8 protein-coding genes, 1 rRNA gene and 1 pseudogene are annotated in these 17398 nt (G+C 58.5%); 4 read left to right on the forward strand and 6 right to left on the reverse strand.

The window, feature by feature from the left end; all coding sequences use genetic code 11:
* Positions 1-153: 153 nt before the first annotated feature.
* A 5S ribosomal RNA gene (gene rrf / locus E1K68_RS27140) occupies positions 154-269 on the forward strand.
* Positions 270-543: 274 nt separating this feature from the next.
* Complete coding sequence (locus E1K68_RS27145) at positions 544-2424, forward strand: methyl-accepting chemotaxis protein (protein ID WP_003187426.1); 1881 nt, start codon at positions 544-546, stop codon at positions 2422-2424.
* Between the two features lie 63 nt (positions 2425-2487).
* Here E1K68_RS27145 and E1K68_RS27150 read toward each other — a convergent pair whose 3' ends face one another.
* The 4 genes from E1K68_RS27150 to E1K68_RS27165 form a co-directional block, all read right to left on the reverse strand.
* On the reverse strand, positions 2488-5865 hold the full coding sequence (locus E1K68_RS27150) for an amino acid adenylation domain-containing protein (RefSeq protein ID WP_212614938.1): 3378 nt from the start codon (positions 5863-5865) through the stop codon (positions 2488-2490).
* Positions 5862-6809 (reverse strand): diiron oxygenase, encoded by a 948-nt coding sequence (locus E1K68_RS27155; protein WP_003187429.1) that lies wholly within the window; start codon positions 6807-6809, stop codon positions 5862-5864. The genes E1K68_RS27150 and E1K68_RS27155 overlap by 4 nt, the downstream gene beginning before the upstream one ends.
* Positions 6806-7564 (reverse strand): DUF3050 domain-containing protein, encoded by a 759-nt coding sequence (locus E1K68_RS27160; RefSeq protein WP_003187430.1) that lies wholly within the window; start codon positions 7562-7564, stop codon positions 6806-6808. The genes E1K68_RS27155 and E1K68_RS27160 overlap by 4 nt, the downstream gene beginning before the upstream one ends.
* Before the next feature lie 381 nt (positions 7565-7945).
* Entirely contained in the window at positions 7946-8653 is a 708-nt protein-coding gene (locus tag E1K68_RS27165; protein ID WP_003187432.1) for a GntR family transcriptional regulator, read from the reverse strand.
* A 250-nt stretch (positions 8654-8903) separates the two neighbouring features.
* Between E1K68_RS27165 and lapG the strand changes: the two genes are divergently transcribed.
* Positions 8904-9596: a cysteine protease LapG gene (gene lapG, locus E1K68_RS27170; RefSeq protein ID WP_034134479.1), complete on the forward strand. Its 693-nt coding sequence runs from the start codon at positions 8904-8906 to the stop codon at positions 9594-9596.
* A 14-nt stretch (positions 9597-9610) separates the two neighbouring features.
* Entirely contained in the window at positions 9611-11557 is a 1947-nt protein-coding gene (gene lapD / locus E1K68_RS27175) for a cyclic di-GMP receptor LapD (protein WP_034134480.1), read from the forward strand.
* 123 nt (positions 11558-11680) lie between these two features.
* Here lapD and E1K68_RS27180 read toward each other — a convergent pair whose 3' ends face one another.
* Both E1K68_RS27180 and E1K68_RS27185 read right to left on the reverse strand, forming a co-directional pair.
* A complete protein-coding gene (locus E1K68_RS27180) occupies positions 11681-12019 on the reverse strand; it encodes a hypothetical protein (protein ID WP_003187438.1) in 339 nt (112 codons plus the stop codon).
* A gap of 151 nt (positions 12020-12170) precedes the next feature.
* A pseudogene (locus E1K68_RS27185) lies at positions 12171-17398 on the reverse strand (LapA family giant adhesin); the annotation flags it as partial.

Raw genomic sequence — 17398 nt, forward strand, 5'->3', positions numbered from 1 at the left:
ATGGTAGTGTGGGGTTTCCCCATGTGAGAGTAGGTCATCGTCAAGATTAAATTCCGAAACCCCAATTGCGAAAGCAGTTGGGGTTTTGTTTATGTAGAAGCTCATGAATTTCACCGGCACGTTGCCAACCCAACGGTCTGGTACACAGAATTTCTTGACGACCATAGAGCATTGGAACCACCTGATCCCATCCCGAACTCAGCAGTGAAACGATGCATCGCCGATGGTAGTGTGGGGTTTCCCCATGTGAGAGTAGGTCATCGTCAAGATTGAATTCCGAAACCCCTGTCTGCTAACGCAGACAGGGGTTTTGTCGTTTAGGGCGGCCCGTCACAGCCCATCTACGCGACACTTACCGCCTGTCGGTTTCCTACGCTAAAAGAAGATGCTTCTCACAAATTCCTAAGATTTGTCGAAGTTTGGCCGAAAGCCTGACGAGCCATGCGTGCACCGAAATAGAGCGACCGCAGAGTCCGCCTATCCCGTTACATGGAATGTTCCACTCGGCACGCTCACCCCCCTTTGGCAAAAGAAGTCGATGAAATGAATCTCAAGTTCAGTCATAAAATTCTGTTGGCCGCGTCAGGCGTCGTGGTTTTAGCCTTTGCGCTATTCACGCTCTACAACGACTATCTGCAGCGCAGCACCATCAGGCAAAACCTCACTTCGTCCATCCAGCAATCCGGCGAGCTCACTGCCAGCAGTGTGCAGAACTGGCTCAGTGGTCGCATCCTGGTTCTCGAGAACCTGGCGCAAAACGTTGCCCACCAGGGCAGCGCCGCCGATCTTCCTGGTTTGGTCGATCAACCAGCGCTTACCAGCAACTTCCAGTTCACCTATGTGGGACAAGCCAACGGGGTATTCACCCAGCGCCCTGACGCGAAGATGCCTGACGACTACGACCCTCGTCAGCGCCCTTGGTACAAGCAAGCAGTACTCGCGGACAAAACCATGCTTACTCCGCCTTATATGGCGGCTGTGGGCGGTCAGATCGTGACAATTGCCATGCCGGTGAAAAAGAACGGCGAGTTGTTGGGTGTTGTCGGTGGTGACCTGAGCCTGCAGACACTGGTGAAGATCATCAACTCGGTAGACTTCGGTGGTATCGGCCATGCGTTTCTGGTCAGCGGCGATGGCCAGGTCATCGTCAGTCCGGACCAGGACCAGGTGATGAAGAACCTCAAGGACATCTACCCTGGCACCAACGTGCGCATTGAGAAGCTCAATCAGGACGTCGTACTCAAAGGACAGGATCGCATCCTCTCTTTCACGCCTATCAGCGGCTTGCCTGGCGCTGACTGGTACATAGGCCTGTCGATCGACAAAGAAAAAGCCTATGCCCCACTAGGCAAATTCCGCACTTCGGCCTTGATTGCGATGTTGATCGCCGTTGTGGCCATTGCGGTGCTCCTGAGCCTGTTGATTCAAGTACTGTTGCGCCCGCTGACCACCATGGGCGTGGCCATGCAGGACATTGCCCAAGGCGAAGGTGATTTGACCCGACGTCTGGACGTGACCAGCAAAGACGAGTTCGGTGAGGTCGGCAGCGCATTCAACCAGTTCGTCGAGCGAATCCACGCATCGATTTCCGAAGTGTCTTCGGCAACACGCCAGGTGCACGATTTGTCCCAGCGTGTGATGGCTTCATCGAATGCGTCGATCATCGGCTCTGACGAACAGAGCGCACGTACCAACAGCGTGGCTGCAGCCATCAACGAACTGGGTGCTGCCACCCAGGAAATCGCGCGTAACGCCGCTGATGCGTCCCAGCACGCCAGTGGTGCCAGCGAACAAGCTGACGATGGTCGTAAAGTGGTGGAACAAACCATCCAGGCGATGTCTGAGTTGTCGCAAAAAATCAGCCTGTCTTGCACTCAGATCGAAACCCTCAATGCCAGTACCGATAACATCGGGCACATCCTGGATGTGATCAAAGGCATTTCCCAACAAACCAACCTGCTAGCCCTCAACGCGGCGATCGAAGCGGCCCGTGCTGGTGAAGCCGGGCGTGGTTTTGCCGTGGTGGCGGATGAAGTGCGTAATTTGGCGCACCGTACCCAGGAGTCGGCAGAAGAAATCCACAAGATGATCACCTCGCTGCAAGTGGGCTCTCGTGAAGCCGTGACCACCATGAACGCCAGCCAGGCTTCCAGCGAAGAAAGTGTTGAAGTCGCCAACCAGGCAGGTGAGCGCTTGGTCAGCGTGACGCAACGTATCGTTGAGATTGATGGCATGAACCAATCCGTTGCGGCCGCGACTGAAGAGCAGACCGCAGTGGTTGAAACCCTCAACGTCGATATCAACCAGATCAACCTCTTGAACCAGCAAGGTGTGGCCAACCTCAACGAAACGCTCAAGGACTGCGATGCGCTGTCCCAGCAGGCCAGCCGATTGAAGCAATTGGTCGATAGCTTCAAGATCTGATCCTGACTGCATCGGAGCGAGGCCACTCGCTCCGACTGCTTGGCCCTGCGTCCACGGTGCTATTCAGAGGAAGCTAATAGCGCTCAGATAGTCGCAGCCTTTGCGTAACAGCGCCTGGCTCTTGGGTGGATAGCACATCCCCATTTTTTCCAAGCCCCACCGGGCATTGTCGTAACGGATCATCGACGTGTCACCGATGTCTTCGCCCAGCCCGTCCAGATAAAAGCCCAGCACCCCGAACAGGGCGTTATCACGGCTCACTTTGCGCAACGCTCGTTGCCACTCTTCAACGCTGACTCGGTCAAAAACGTGCCCAGCCTCGCTGAAGGCATCGAGGTACTGATCCCAATTCAAGGGCTGCGGATTGTGCAAGTTGAACACGTTTCGCTCGGTGTCAAAATGAGCGCTATGGAAAGCGATGAAACGCGCCAGGAAGTCCACCGGCATCAGATCGAAATTGGCCTCCAGTCGCGGGACGAGCCCCAATTGCAGAGACCCCTTGAGCATCAACAGCAAGCGGTTTTTCTGTGGCTGACAAACACCGTTCTGGCTATTGAAGCTGATATTCCCCGGACGATGAATATTAACCCAGGCCCCTTGCTCGACTGCTCGTCCTAATAGCCGCTCGGCGACCCACTTGGAAAGGTTGTAGCCATTTTTCACGTAGAGCGGCAGTGTGCGCCGGGCAGGCGTTTCAAGCACGTACCCATCGGCGTCCACGCTGCTGCAGGCTGAGAGCGTCGAGATGAAATTGAGGACCTTCTTGCAATGGGTCTCGCAAAGACGCAGGCACTCCAGCACCGGTTCGACGTTGTCCTTGGCGAGTGAGGCGTAATCCATCACATGATTGACCTGCGCGGCGTTATGCACCACCACGCCGTAATGGCGGGCCAGGTGCTCGTACACGTCATCGGCCAAGCCCAGGCGGGGTTTACGAATATCAGCGGCGTATACCTGCACTCGGCTCAGGTCCAGATCTTCCAAGCGGTATTCACGCAACGCCTGGGCGAACCTTGCCGCCGCCTTATGGCCGGGTAACTCACGCACCAGGCACGCCACGTCCTGCGCGCCGCCAGCCAGCAGTGCCTGGACGATATGCACCCCGACAAAGCTGTTCGCCCCGGTGACGATGGCTTTGCGCGTGTCTCCCGCAAGGGCCGCGGGCAGCGTCTCGACCTCCAGTGCTCGCGTCGCGTCTTGCTCCATCTGGTTGGACCGGGTATCCGGCAGCGTGCCGCCATCCATGAGTGCGGCCAATGTGCGGATGGTCGGCGTCTCAAAAAAGGGGCTCAGGCAGAAGCTACGACCAAACTGCTCGCGCAGGCGTAGCAACAGGGTCGACAACAGGATGGAGTGGCCACCGAGGTTGAAAAAACTCTCATCGATCGAGAGGTCGCCAGCGGGTAATCCCAACAGTTCACCCCACAGGTCAGCCAGTTGTGCCTGCAAAGGGTCTTGTACGCGGCAGCGGCTCACCCCGACGGGTGTAGTTATTGGCATGGCCAGTAAGGCCTTGCGATCAATCTTGCCGTTATTCGAACGGGGCATGCCTGCCAGCTCGCTCCAAGCGCTTGGCTGCATGTGCACGGGCAACCATTGCCGAGCGTATTCCTTCAGGCTTGCCAGCGTAGCGCCAGGTTCTGGCTGGGTGACAAACCCGATGACTCTGTGTGCCGCATCGATCACCACTGCCACTTGGCGAAACAAGCGACTATCGCGCAAGCACTGTTCAATATCCCGAGGCTGAACTCGAAACCCGCGGATCTTGACTTGCTCATCCCGACGGCCGCCCAGCTCGATGCCTACTTGCGTCCATTTCGCCAAGTCGCCGCTGCGATAAGCCTGCAGCACTTGCCCATTGGGCAGTGTCAGTGCCACGAACGGATTGTCGGCCAGGGACGGTGTATTCGAATAACCCAGGCTTACTCCGGGACCGACAATGTACAAGTCGCCCATTACCTGTTCATCCACGGGCTGCAGGTTCTCGTCGAGAATCAGCACCTGGCTGTTGGCGATGGGAAGTCCGACATTGCGATGGCTGTCGCCCCGTTGGAATACTCGATGGGTCGCCAGCACAGTGGCCTCGGTCGGCCCATAGAGGTTATGCAACTGGCATTGACCGGCCAGTTGTTCGATCACGCAGGGCTCGCAGAAATCACCTCCGGTCAGCAGATGGGTCATGCCCAATGGCTGATCCAGCGGCAGGATACTGAGCAGCGCCGGTGGCACGAACCCATGCGTGACGCGTTGCTGGCGAATCAGCTCTAGCAGTTGCTGAGGGTCGTGACGTTGGTCTGGGGTGGGGACGATCAACTCGGCGCCGGCGACCAAGGTCGGGAAAATATCGATCAGTGACGAATCGAAGCCCAGCGGCGAAAACTGCAGGACGCGGCTGTGTTGATCCAACGCCACGCAACTGACGAGCCAGGCCGTGAAATGCGCCAGGTTGTATTGGCTCAGCAGTACCCCCTTGGGCTGGCCCGTCGTACCCGAGGTGAACAGTGCCACGCACGGCTCGTCGGCACGGGGATGACGGCGCATCAGCGGTTGCGTCATGTCGGCGCTGTGCGCGGCAACCTGGCTCACATCAAGTGAAACGAAACGCTCTCGCAATGGGTGCTGGCCATTCTCCAGCAGCACACAGGCCTTGAGGCTGGTCAGCATGCAGTGCTGGCGTTGCTCCGGGTGGTCAGGCACCAGCGGCAAATACACGGCGCCACAGCCAAGCACCGCGAGAATGCTGGCGTACAACTCGGCGGATTTCTCCAGGCATACGCCGACCACTTGTGGAGCCTCGGCATCCTCCAGCAAGGGAAGCAGGCGTTGTTGAATAGCCATGGCTTGTTGCTGGAGCTGCCGATAAGTCAGCGCATGACCGGCGGTGTTCAGCACTGTTCGATGTGCGAAGGTATTGAGGCTGGCCTGCAGCCGTTCGATCATGGGCGTTCGGGCCGCGTGCAGTAAGGCAGAGTCCGCCGTGTGGTTGAACCGGTGCATGAAAGCCAAGGCATCCAGCTCTTGCAGACTCTGTTCAGGCCAGGCGTTAGCAGTGGCCGTTGCCGAGAAATAAGCGGGATCTCTTGAGAAACCGCAGACCAACAAAGCAGCGCATTCCACCAATGCATCCGTTGCCTGCTGGCGCAACCGCTGCCCATTGCCGCTGGGCTCCTGGGCAACGTATTGCACAGCTAGCAGGCGCCGCTCGCGGTCATAGCAGCGCAACTGCAGTAAGGGCAGCCCGTGTTCGCAGAGCGGGCCGATACCCACGCGCAAGCTTAACCAAGGCGCACTGGTGGGCGAGGGCGGCAGCGGCTGACTCCCGTCGTCAATCATCAGGTCGATAGACCCCGCTCCTGCCACATGCCCATATTGCTCCAGCTCCTGCTTGAGCGCCTCCAGAGCTTTACTGGTGCCACGCCACTCGATCTGCAAGCGCCTCATGCCAACTTCCTCGCTACGGGCAGGTAGTCGCTCAGGGCTCGTGCCACGCTAGGGGTTTGCAGGACACCGCTGTGGTGCAGAAAGCCCATGATATTGGTCACCAGCGGATGTTGATGGGTGATGGGAAAGTCCAGCGCCTGGATTTCATCGCGCAATGCCAGGCGAGCGTCGGCACTGATAACCAAGTGTTCGATCAGTTGCAGATCGAAGTCTTTTTGTAGGTCGTTGGTCAGGTAGTGCGTCAGGAACACGGGCAGGGCTTGGGCAATGTGGTCGCGATCTTGCGGGCTTGCCGACTGCCAGTAGAGACGCACCAACTGTGTCCAGAACCGCGCATGCCGCCCTTCATCAAACAGATGATCGGCCATCAGGCCGCGGACAGAAGATTTGACGCTGCCGTCTTTGGAAAATGCTGCGACGTCATGGGTGACGGTGTTCTCAGCGATGGCGACGCCGATCAACTCAACGGCATCGTGCAAACATACCGGTACCTGCGCCTGGGCTGCCGGCAGCGCGCGGCCCAATTCAATTTGCCCGGGTAGATCAAGCGGTTGGATTCCGGTCATCTCCACGGCTTGCTGCAGAAAATCCAGCGCGACCAGCGCGTGGTAATCCTCGTCGACAACGACTGTCATCGCGTCGTAGCGGCAGGCGAGCGGGAAGGGCAGGGAGAAGCGATTTTTAGCGATGCTGCGCGCGGTTTTGTCGACGATCTCGGTTTCGAAAATCACCACGTCATTGATGAATTTATAGAAGCTTTGCATCAGTACGAAGTCGCGCCATTGTGGGCAGTGCTTGAGAAAGGTTGCACTCAGCACCAGAGGCTGGCGGCACAGGGGGAAGATGAGTTTGTCGTCGTCTTCCAACATCCGCCGGGGGCGTGTGCGGATGGTTGCGCGACGCTCCCAGTCATCGGCAAAGGATTGGTAGTGGGCGGCGTTCACGGGCGTACCTCTTGCATCGAGGCCAGTACGTCGTCCCAGAGGGTTATACGACTCTCCACGGCGCCCAGGGCGGCGTTATCGGCCTGTCTCTGACGGCTGGGGTCTGCTTCGAACAGACGCTGTAGCAACTGATGCGCCGCAGGCCCGTGATCATCGCTGTCCATTTCGATATGGCGGCTGAGGTAGTGACATAACGTAGGGGCCTGCCGACCTATGAAAGCATGGCTATGCAAAAGCCTCTGGAACATAGACGGAATTACACTCTCGCGGCCATGCAGGAACGCCGCCGCCACACAGTGGGTCGGGGCGCTCAAGGCGATTTGTAAGGTGCTGTCGACGAAGCGGGCCACGCCCTGAGGCGCACCGATCATTTGCAACGCTGCGCTTACCTCCACTCCCTGGCTTTGCAACTCGATAAAGCGGGTGATTGCGACAGTGCTGGCGCCCACTTCCGTCATGGCGTCCAGGTACAGCTCGAAGTGGCTGCAATAGCCCCGTGTCGGGTGCTCGTCCGACTCTTCCGCCAATACGATTTCATTGATCAGGCGGGCAGCGTGCGGGTCAGCGCAGGGGAGCCAGGGCAGTTGCGTGCCGGTCAGGTCCTGTTGCAGACGTTTGGTCAGGCTCATGAAGTCCCACACAGCAAATACATGGTATTGCATAAAGTGTTGTAACTTGCCAAGAGTGGTTATTTCTATAAATAACGGGTGGCCGAACAGTTTTTGTTTTTTTTGCTCAAGTAAATATTGATGCATGTTGACGCCTATAGTTGTTGCGAGTGCTGTAAAAGCAGTGTTGGAATATTATAGTTGTGGATGTAAGAGTAACTTGGTCGCGACCACGCGCACGACGCTGCCTTTTAAATAGGCGGTCGCAGCGGTTTGTGAAAGCGGAGCTTGCTGGACGAAGATAATAAGCTGATTGAATGTTTGAACCGGTATACAAATGTATTAAAGGACTTTGCGGATGTTTATATGTGCGGTAAGTTGCCAGGTTGTAGGTGGGATTTTTCCGTGCGCTAAGTCGGCGTTAATTGTCCTTTAGTTGATTTTTTTAATATGTCTGACGGGGCAACAATCCGGATAGGGAAGTTGCTCCGTCACGTAAGTATTAAGGGCTCAAGCGAAAAAAACCGACTACCCGGCTTTTTTGTCGGCGCTCTCAAGGCCCCTGAGGTAGGTCGCGATTACCTCCATGCCTCGCATCAAGTGGTTACGCAGCGTCAGGATGCTCTCCTCGACCTTCTTCTGCGCTACCAGGCTCAGCAGTTCGCGGTGATCCTCCTGGGAAGTCTCGCCCAGCCCCATCGCTTCAAGGTTGAAGCGCAGAAAGCGCTCCTCCTCATTCAATCCGTGCTCGACCAGAGTGAGTAGCCGCTGGTTGGGCGCCTTGCCGTACAACACCATGTGAAACAGGCGATTGAGCCGACCAATCTCGGTGTAGTCTTTTTCGCTTTCCAGTGCATTGATACAGGCCTCGGCTTGAGCAAGGTCCGCGTCGGTGAGCAACGGAATCGACAGGCGTAGGGCCTCGGACTCCAGCAGCATGCGCAAGGCATAGGTCTCAGCCGAATTGTCCTCGATCAGGGGGGCGACGACGGCACCCTTGTGAGTCACCACATGCAGTAAGGATTGCGCCTCCAGCTGGCGCAAGGCTTCGCGCACGGGCATGCGGCTGACGCCGAACAGGCTGGCCAGTTCTTGCTGGCGCATGGCGGTGCCACAGGGCAATCGCCCATCGAGGATGGCATTACGCAAGGTTTCTTCAATAACGGAGCGCGCAAGATGGGCGGGAATAGGCCCGCTGATTTTGATGCTGCTTAATGGGTTCGGCTTCTGCGTCACGGTTGCGCTATCCTCCCTTTTTGAATAATAGTTTGGCTAATTGGATCCAAAGAACACTAAAGATGGGCCAGGCGCTTGTCAAACAGCCAAAGTTTCCGTTTGTAAGGGCTTACACAGCATACTTTGTGTCTCTCACAAGGGGCGGTTATAAAAACGGGGCTCCCGCGAATGATTGCACTGTGCCATTGTTTTTTGTAGGGCCAGGCTTCACCATTCGTTGAAATTCCGTCTCTTTCATGGACTGAACACTTTGGCGGTAAGTTTTATTCCCTATCGACTGCTTTGCTGGCTTTTATCAGCAATTTTACTGGCTGGCCTGATGCTCGGCGGGCTACGTGCCGATTGGGATTTCTCGCAGATCAGCCGCAAGGCCACCGCCGTCTACGGGCCGTTGGGCCAAGGCCAGCAGCGTATCGACGCCTGGCAGCGGCTGTTGGCGAGCGAAAAACAGGTCAGCGAGCAGGAGCAGCTCAAGGTCGTCAATTTGTTCTTCAACAAGCAAATGACCTACGTGGAAGACATCGATCTCTGGCACGTTGTCGATTATTGGGAGACACCCGTCGAAGCACTCTGGAAAGGCGCCGGTGACTGCGAAGACTACGCCATCGCAAAGTATTTCAGTTTGCGTCATCTGGGGGTATCCAGCGACAAACTGCGCATCACGTACGTCAAGGCCCTGCGGCAGAATCGAGCGCACATGGTCCTGACCTATTACTCGACCCCCGACGCCGTACCACTGGTGCTCGACAGCCTGATGGATGAGATCCTGCCGGCCACCCGTCGCACCGATCTGGTCCCGGTGTACTCATTCAACGCCGAGGGGCTGTACTTGCCCGGTGCCAAGGGCAACAAGAAAGTCGGTGATACCAAACGCCTGTCGCGCTGGCAGGATGTGTTGAGAAAAATGCGTGCGGAAGGCTTTCCAGCCGAGCCTGCCAACTAGGAGTAACTGATCGGATGTCTCTGTTCAAACAGCTATTGATCGCAATCTGTCTGTTCCTGGTGGTCGCCTTCAGCGGCAGCTTCATGGTCAGCCTGGAAAGCTCGCGCACCCAGTACGTCAACCAACTGCGCTCCCACGCCCAGGATGCCGCAACGGCGTTGGCGTTGTCGCTGACTCCGAATATCGACGACCCGGCCATGGTGGAGCTGCTGGTCAGCTCGATCTTCGACAGCGGTTACTACGCCAGCATCCGCGTCGTGGACCTGGCCACCGACAAAACCATCGTCGAGCGCAGCGGTATTCCCGACAACAACGGCGTGCCCAACTGGTTCGTCAAGCTGATCGGCCTGGAGCCGGCCGGTGGTGATGCGTTGGTCAGCCGTGGCTGGGAACAGGCCGCAAGGGTAGAAGTGGTCAGCCATCCGATGTTCGCCCTGGCCAAGCTCTGGCAAAGCGCCCTGGGCAGCCTGGGCTGGTTGCTGCTGTGCGGCGCGGTCAGTGTGGTGCTCGGTGGGCTGCTGCTGCGCCGGCAACTGAAGCCGTTGGACTATATGGTCAAGCAATCCCACGCCATTGCCCGCCGTGAGTTCCTCAGCCTGCCGGACCTGCCCCGCACGCCAGAGCTGCGGCGCGTGGTACAGGCCATGAACCAGATGGTGGAAAAGCTCAAGGCGCTCTTCCAGGAGCAGGCTGAGCGTAGCGAAAAACTGCGCACCGAATCCTACCAGGACAACCTCACCGGCCTCGCCAACCGCCGTTATTTCGAGATGCAGCTCAACGCCCGCGTCAGTAACCCGGAAGAGACCAACTCTGGTTACCTTCTGTTGCTGCGGGTCAAGGACCTGGCTGGCCTCAACCAGCGCCTGGGCGGCCAGCGTACCGACCAGTTGCTGCAAGCGGTTGGCGAACAACTGCTGCGCCAGTGCGAGCCGTACCCGGAAACCCATAACCTCGTTACCCGTATTCGTGGCGGTGAGTTCGCCGTGCTGGCGCCAGGGTTGATGCGTGAAGAAGCGGTGCAACTGGCGCAAAACCTGGAAAGCACCTTGCTCAGCCTGCAAGCGACCGGTGCCAGCGACGTTACACCGGTCGCCTATATCGGCCTGGCACCGTTCAGCCATGGCGACGCGCCCCAAGCCCTGTTGACCCTGGCCGACCAGGCCCTGGCCCAGGCCCAAGCGCAGGGAGACACCAGTTGGGTGTGCCTGGACCGCAGCGCCGCCGCCAGCGTGGGAGACGATCACCATGCCTGGCATACCTTGTTGGACCAGGCCCTGACCCAGCAGCGCTTCCAGCTGTATTTCCAGCCGGTGGTGGCCAGCCAGGACCCACAGTTGGTCTTGCACTACAAAGTGCTGTCGCGCTTGCAAGACGAAGACGGCCACACCATACCGGCCGGGCGCTTCCTGCCGTGGCTTGAGCGCTTCGGTTGGTCGGCCCGCCTGGACCGCCTGATGCTGGAGCAGGTGCTCAAGCAGATGAGCAGCCACACCGAGAACCTGGCGCTGAACCTCTCGGCCGCGACCCTGCAGGACCCCCAGGCCCTGAACCGCATTTATGACCTGCTACGCCAGCACAGCAACCTGGGCCCGCGCCTCACCCTGGAGATCGGTGAAGAGCAATTGCCTGAGCAGCACGTGCTGGAACAGATGACCCAGCGCCTGCGCGAGCTAGGCTTCTCCCTCAGCCTGCAACGTTTCGGTGGGCGGTTCAGCATGATCGGCAACCTGGCGCGCCTGGGCCTGGCTTATCTGAAGATCGACGGCAGCTACATTCGCGCCATCGACCAGGAAAGTGACAAGCGCCTGTTTATCGAGGCCATCCAGCGAGCGGCCCATAGCATCGACCTGCCGCTGATTGCCGAGCGTGTAGAGACCGAGGGCGAACTGAAGGTGATTTGTGAGATGGGGATTTTCGGTGTGCAGGGCCAACTGTTTGGCGAACCCGCACCCTGGAAATAATTACCTGTAGGAGCGAGCTTGCTCGCGAAGATCGCCAACGATAACGCGCAAAGCCTGACACCCGTGGTGATCCCAGTTTTTTCGCGAGCAAGCTCGCTCCTACAGTGCGTAGGAGCGGTTGGATTAAATCAATCCTTTCTCGTCATCATCGATCAACTGGCTCAACCCACCCAACGCTTCCCGCGCCTGGTTACGGTCCATCAACTTGGCCTGGGCTGCCGGCGGCAGGTCGGTCACGCTGATCACCCCCTTGCGGGTCAGCACCTGGATCAAGTCATCCAGCACCCGGATCATCTCCAAGTCGCTCTGTTTGAGCTGGGCCAGGCTGGTTTCCACCACTTCGTTGGCGTACCAGGCCTGTATCTCATGGTGATCGGCCGGCAGGGTTTCAGTGGATTCGGTAAAGGCAGCAGCCTCTACGCGAACCAGCGCGCCCTGTGCATCACGTTGCACGTAAAACATAACAACCCCTCGAAAATGCGCCACAGACGTTCAACAGCATAGGTCAACGCGGCGTGTATGGGCGTGAGTATGCGATGCCCCGTCCGCCAGGGCCAGCCACCCGCAGGCCAAAAAAAACGGCCGCCTGAAAGGGCGGCCGATTAATCGTGTCTTAAGTGTGGTCGATCTTGATGGTCGGGTCGGCACCACTGATCAGCGAGTTGATGCTGGTGTGGGACCAATCGTTGCCTTCCAGCTTGATCGTCACATCGGCATTGGCCAGGCCACCGGCGGCGTTGAGCTTGCCTTCACTGCTCACTTGCAGGGTCGACACGCCGTCTACCGTGGTGATCTTGAGGTAGTTGTCGATGGTGCTGTCGGTTTCACCTTTCAACAAATCGCGCAGATCGATGCGGTCGCCTTCCGAGGCCTTGAAGTCCTTGATCACATCGTTGCCGATGTCGCCAGACTTCCACACAAAGGTGTCGGCCCCCGAGCCACCGATCAGGATGTCGTTGCCCTGGCCGCCAATCAACGTGTCGTTACCCGTGCCACCCAGCAGGATGTCATTGCCTTTGCCGCCATCGAGCGTGTCGTTGCCGCCTTGGCCGAACAAGATGTCATCGCCAGCGCCGCCCAACAGTGTGTCGCCGGCATCTTTGGCGCCGGAGACGTCGAAGTCCACATAGTGCTCGGTGACGTACTGGTGAACGTTAGAGGCAGTCACTGCCGAGACAGCCACGCCGGTCTTCTGTGCGACAAAGGCCTGCAGTGCGTTGTAACCCTCGCCATTGATCCCGCTGAAGCTCACCAGGTCGCCGAACAGGATGTCGTTGCCATCACCCCCGATGACGGTGTCTGCGCCAGGCAACGTCGCCTCGGTGTGGCCGAGGATCGCGTTGGCCAGGTCCTTCGGATCGATGTTGGCTTGCGGCTTGCCATCGCTGTCGTACGGAGCCAGCTGGTTCAAGCTGACCCCGCTGTTGAGGCCGATGGCTTCTACGCCACCTGTGGACAGGCCTTTGAGCAGTGCGAACGCGCTGTTGGAGTTGAGGGTGGTGGAGTAGTCGGTCTCGTACCCGAGGCCGCCTTGTACCGATATTTCATAGGTGCCATCCCCTTGGGCATGGATTGTTCCCGGGTTGGACTGCCCCCAGCCCCACCAGTTGTTGGTCCACAGGGTTACCTTGCCAGCAGAGTCGATATCAATTAAGTGACTCGAGTCGATGTTGATCCGGGTGGCGGTGCCTATGGTGTAGTTGTTCATGGTGACGACATCATCGAGCCTGACGTTGCCGTACAAGTACGGGTTGGTCTGCTCGGCCGCTTGGTAAAACGTCGGCTGGCCATCGGTGATGAAGTACGTTGTGTTGATTGCGTCTGTGTTGCCAGTCGCCTGGGCACTTTTGAAGAAGTTGGACGCGGCCTTGAACACATCTTCGTAGTTGGTCCCGCCGGTAGACACCATGGAATTCAGGACTTTCTGCAGCGAATCCAACGCACCTGGGTCTTTCAGGTTGACTGTCACCGTGCGATTGACCTGGTCACTGAAGTCCGCCAGGAAGATGTTCACGGTGCCAGAGGTGCTGGAGCCGATACTGTTTTTCAGCGAGTTGAACGTGGTGGTCAGCGAGGCTTTCGCCGCCGCTATCGAGCTCGCGCCCATACTGCCCGACGTATCGATCATGAACGCGATGTTGTAGTTCTTGCCCTGCACCACGTTCAGGCCGGCGACGTCGGCCACGACGATGTCGTTGCCATCGCTGCCATTGATGGTGTCGCTGCCTGAGGTGCCGGTGACCGGGTTGTAGGTCGCCGGGTGCACCGTGACTGGCAACTGCGCGGTGGTAGTCGCCGAACCACCAATGCTTTCGGTGGAGGTCGAGGTGACCGTCAGGTTGAACTGGCCGCTGTAGTAGGTCGGCGGCTTGATGGTCAGGGTGTTCAGGTCCCAGCCGGTGACATTCACTTCGCCCACGGTTTTACCCGCGGTAAAGGTGTGCCCCGATGCGTCGGTGAGCACCGAGCCTGCCGGAATGCCGCTGATCTTCACGCTCAGGGTTTCGGAGCCGTCGGTGTCGGTCAGCGCGGTGGTGACCTTGGACAGTTTGACCGTCCCGTTCTCCTGGCCTTCGTTGAGCTTGTAGCCCACGTAGTAACCGTCACCGTTGCTGCCATGCAGGTCGGATACGGTGACGCCGGCGTTGGTCAGGTCGGTAAGGCCGGTGTACAACGGCACGGTGCTGGTGCTCAGGTTCTGCACCGCCCCGCCGTTGATCGACAGGTTAACGTCGAAGCTGCCTGGGCCCGCCTGGTTGGCCTGGTAGATCTCAAGGCTGTAGTAACCGGTGGTGGTTGGCGTGAACGAGCCGCTGAACTTGCCGCTGTTGGTGCCCCACAAACCGCTGGCAACGTCTTTACCGCCAACGTTGACCACCACGCTGTCATCGGCGATGCCGCTGAAGGTGTAGCTCTTGCCGGCTTCCATGTAGATCAGGCCGGAGATTTTTGAGCCAGAGCCGGCGGCGACGTTGTCGACAGACTCGACGTTGGTCACCACCGAGGTGTTGTTCGGCGTGCCCGCGTTATCGATGGCTTTTTTCAGCACGTCCGGTGCAGCGCCGTTGCCGTTGTTGCCGAGGCCGGCAATGCTGTTCCAGCCCTGTTTGACCAGGCCGGTGGAGGCAACGTTGTTGTCTGCCACGCTCAGGGTCGGCGCGTCGGCTACCGGCGTGATATCGACTTTCACCGTGGCGCTGGTACCCAGGTCCTTGCCATCGGTTGGTTGGAACTTGAACTGCGCGTAATCCGCCTGCTTGTTACCCACGCCAGTGCCGCCATAACCGTCGGCGCCGGACTCGTTGGCGTTCGGCGTAAAGCGCAGTTGGCCGCCATCGATCTGAGCCTTGGTAAAGGTCTGGCCGCTGGTCACGTTGGTCCAGGTGCTGCCGTCCGCCGCCAGGTATTGCAGCTTGCCGGCTACCGGCAGCTCGGTGATTTTCACCCCGAGGCTGGCTTGTGGCGAGTCCACATCGCTCACGCCGAAGTTGGCCCAGGTCAGGGCCAGCGCGGTGTCTTCCGTACCGGTCACGGCACCGCCAGTGGCCACTGGTGCATCGTTGACTGCTACCACGTTGACGGTGGTGGTAGCCACGTTGGAGTAGTTGCCGCCATCGGTCACCGTCACGGTGATGGTGCGCGGCGTGGTGCTCGGGTCGTGGCTGTTGTTGGTGAACGTGATGTTCTTGATCTGCTGCATGTAGTCGGCCAGCGACGCCGTCCCGGTCAGGGTCAAGGTGATTTTACCGGTCACAGGGTCGGTAGTCGGGGTCACGGTGATGCCGCTCACGCCGCTGAAGTTCAGCGAGTCGCCTGGCTGGCTGTTGGTCAATACCACGGTGGCGCCGGTCAGTTGGGTGCTGTCCGGGTCGGTGATCTTAATGTCAGTGTCAGCAATTGACACACCGGTGCCGCCTTCGGTGAAGGTGGTCTTGAAGTCCGCACCGCTGGCGCCGCTGGAGTTGTTGGCATCCAGATCGATGACCGGCGGCGCATCATTGTCGATGATGTTGGTGGTAACACTGCCATTGCCGACCACCAGGTTTTCGAAGTTGCCGCCAGTGGTCTTGTCGATGGTGATGACGATATTTTCCGTCGGCTCGGTGATCTTGTCGTCGAGCGTGCGGATATCAAACGGTACGCTGCTGGAGCCTGCCGGAATCTTCACGGTGTACACGCCATTGAAGTCTGAACCGTCGGTAGCGGTGCCGCTGTACTTGAGCGTCACGGTCACGTCGGTTTGCGGCGGGTTGCTCAGGGTCAGCGTGTAGTGCGCCGTACCGCCTTCAGTCACCGACGCATCGCCGGTAATGCTGATGGTGGTGTTGCTGACCACATCGGTCACTTTGGTAACCACGGTGCTGCCGTCGACGATCAAGTGTTCGTACTTGTCGCCACCGCTGACCACACCCGTGATTTTAGTGGTGACGTCATTGGCGCCGACATACGCATCGTTAGGTGCGGTGGCGGTGGTGAAGCTGGTGGACTTGCCATTGCCGATGGTAATGGTCGAGCCGTTATCCAGCTTGACGACCAGGTCTGAGCCAACGTTGTTCACCGCCACACCGTTCTTGTCGACCAGGGACGCGGTGTACACGATCTGCCCGCCTTCGCTGACCGAGCCAGTGGCCTTGAGTACCACGGTCACGTCATCGATGGTGTCGTTGATGGTGGTCGTGGCGCCCGCAGGTGTGATGGTCACGCCCTCGAAATTGCCGCCGGTGGTGCCGGTGATCTTGACGGTCTGGGTGCTCTTGTCGATGAACACGTCATCGGTAGGCGCCGGGACGGTCACCGTGCCCACGGTCTCACCTTGCTTGATAGTGATGCTCGAACCGTTGTCGAGCTGGACCAGCATGTCGCTACCGGCCTTGTTGCTCAAGGTGGCGGTGTAGGTGATCTGGCCGCCTTCGTTGACCGCGGTCGGGGCAGTCAGGGTAACGGTGGTCAGGTCGGTGGAGCCTGGTGTGTCGGTGACGGTGGTGTTCACCGCCGTCGTGCCCGGCACCAGGTTCTCGAAGTGCTCGCCGCCGGTCACGCCTTTGATGGCGGTGGTGACGGTTTGGTCGCCTTTGTACACATCATCCGGAGCAAGAACCGAAACGCTACCGCTCGATTGGTTCACACCGATGGTGATGGTCTTGCCGTTATCCAGGGTCACGGTCAGCGGATTGGTGATGTTGGTCACCGGTGCGCCGTTCTTATCCACAAGGCTGGCGGTGTAGACGATGTTGCCGCCTTCGCCGACGGTGGTAGTGGCGGTCAGGACCACATCGACTTTGTCGATGGTGTCGTTGATCGTGGTGGTTGCGCCATTGCCTGCCACTTCGAGTTTTTCGAAGTTGCCGCCAGTGGTCTCGGTGATCTTGACGGTCTGCGTGCTCTTATCGATAAACACGTCATCGGTAGGCGCAGGGACAGTCACGGTGCCGACGGTTTCGCCGGCCTTGATGGTGATCGACGAACCGTTATCTAACTTCAGCGTGACATCAGTGCCCGCTTTATTGGAAAGCGTTGCGGTGTACGTAATCTGCCCACCTTCGTTAACGGCACTTGGCGCTGTCAGCGTAACGGTGGTGGTGTTATCGGTACCCGGTGTGTCCGTAACGGTGGTGTTAACCGGGGTAGTACCTGGAACCAGATTTTCAAAGTGCTCGCCGCCGGTCACACCCTTGATAGCGGTGGTGACAGTTTGGTCGCCCTTGTACACATCATCCGGAGCAAGAACCGAAACGCTACCGCTCGATTGGTTTACGCCGATGGTGATGGTCTTGCCGTTATCCAGGGTCACGGTCAGCGGATTGGTGATGTTGGTCACCGGTGCGCCGTTTTTATCCACAA

Source organism: Pseudomonas sp. B2021 (genome assembly GCF_018135665.1).
GTDB classification, from domain to species: Bacteria; Pseudomonadota; Gammaproteobacteria; order Pseudomonadales; family Pseudomonadaceae; genus Aquipseudomonas; species Aquipseudomonas lactis.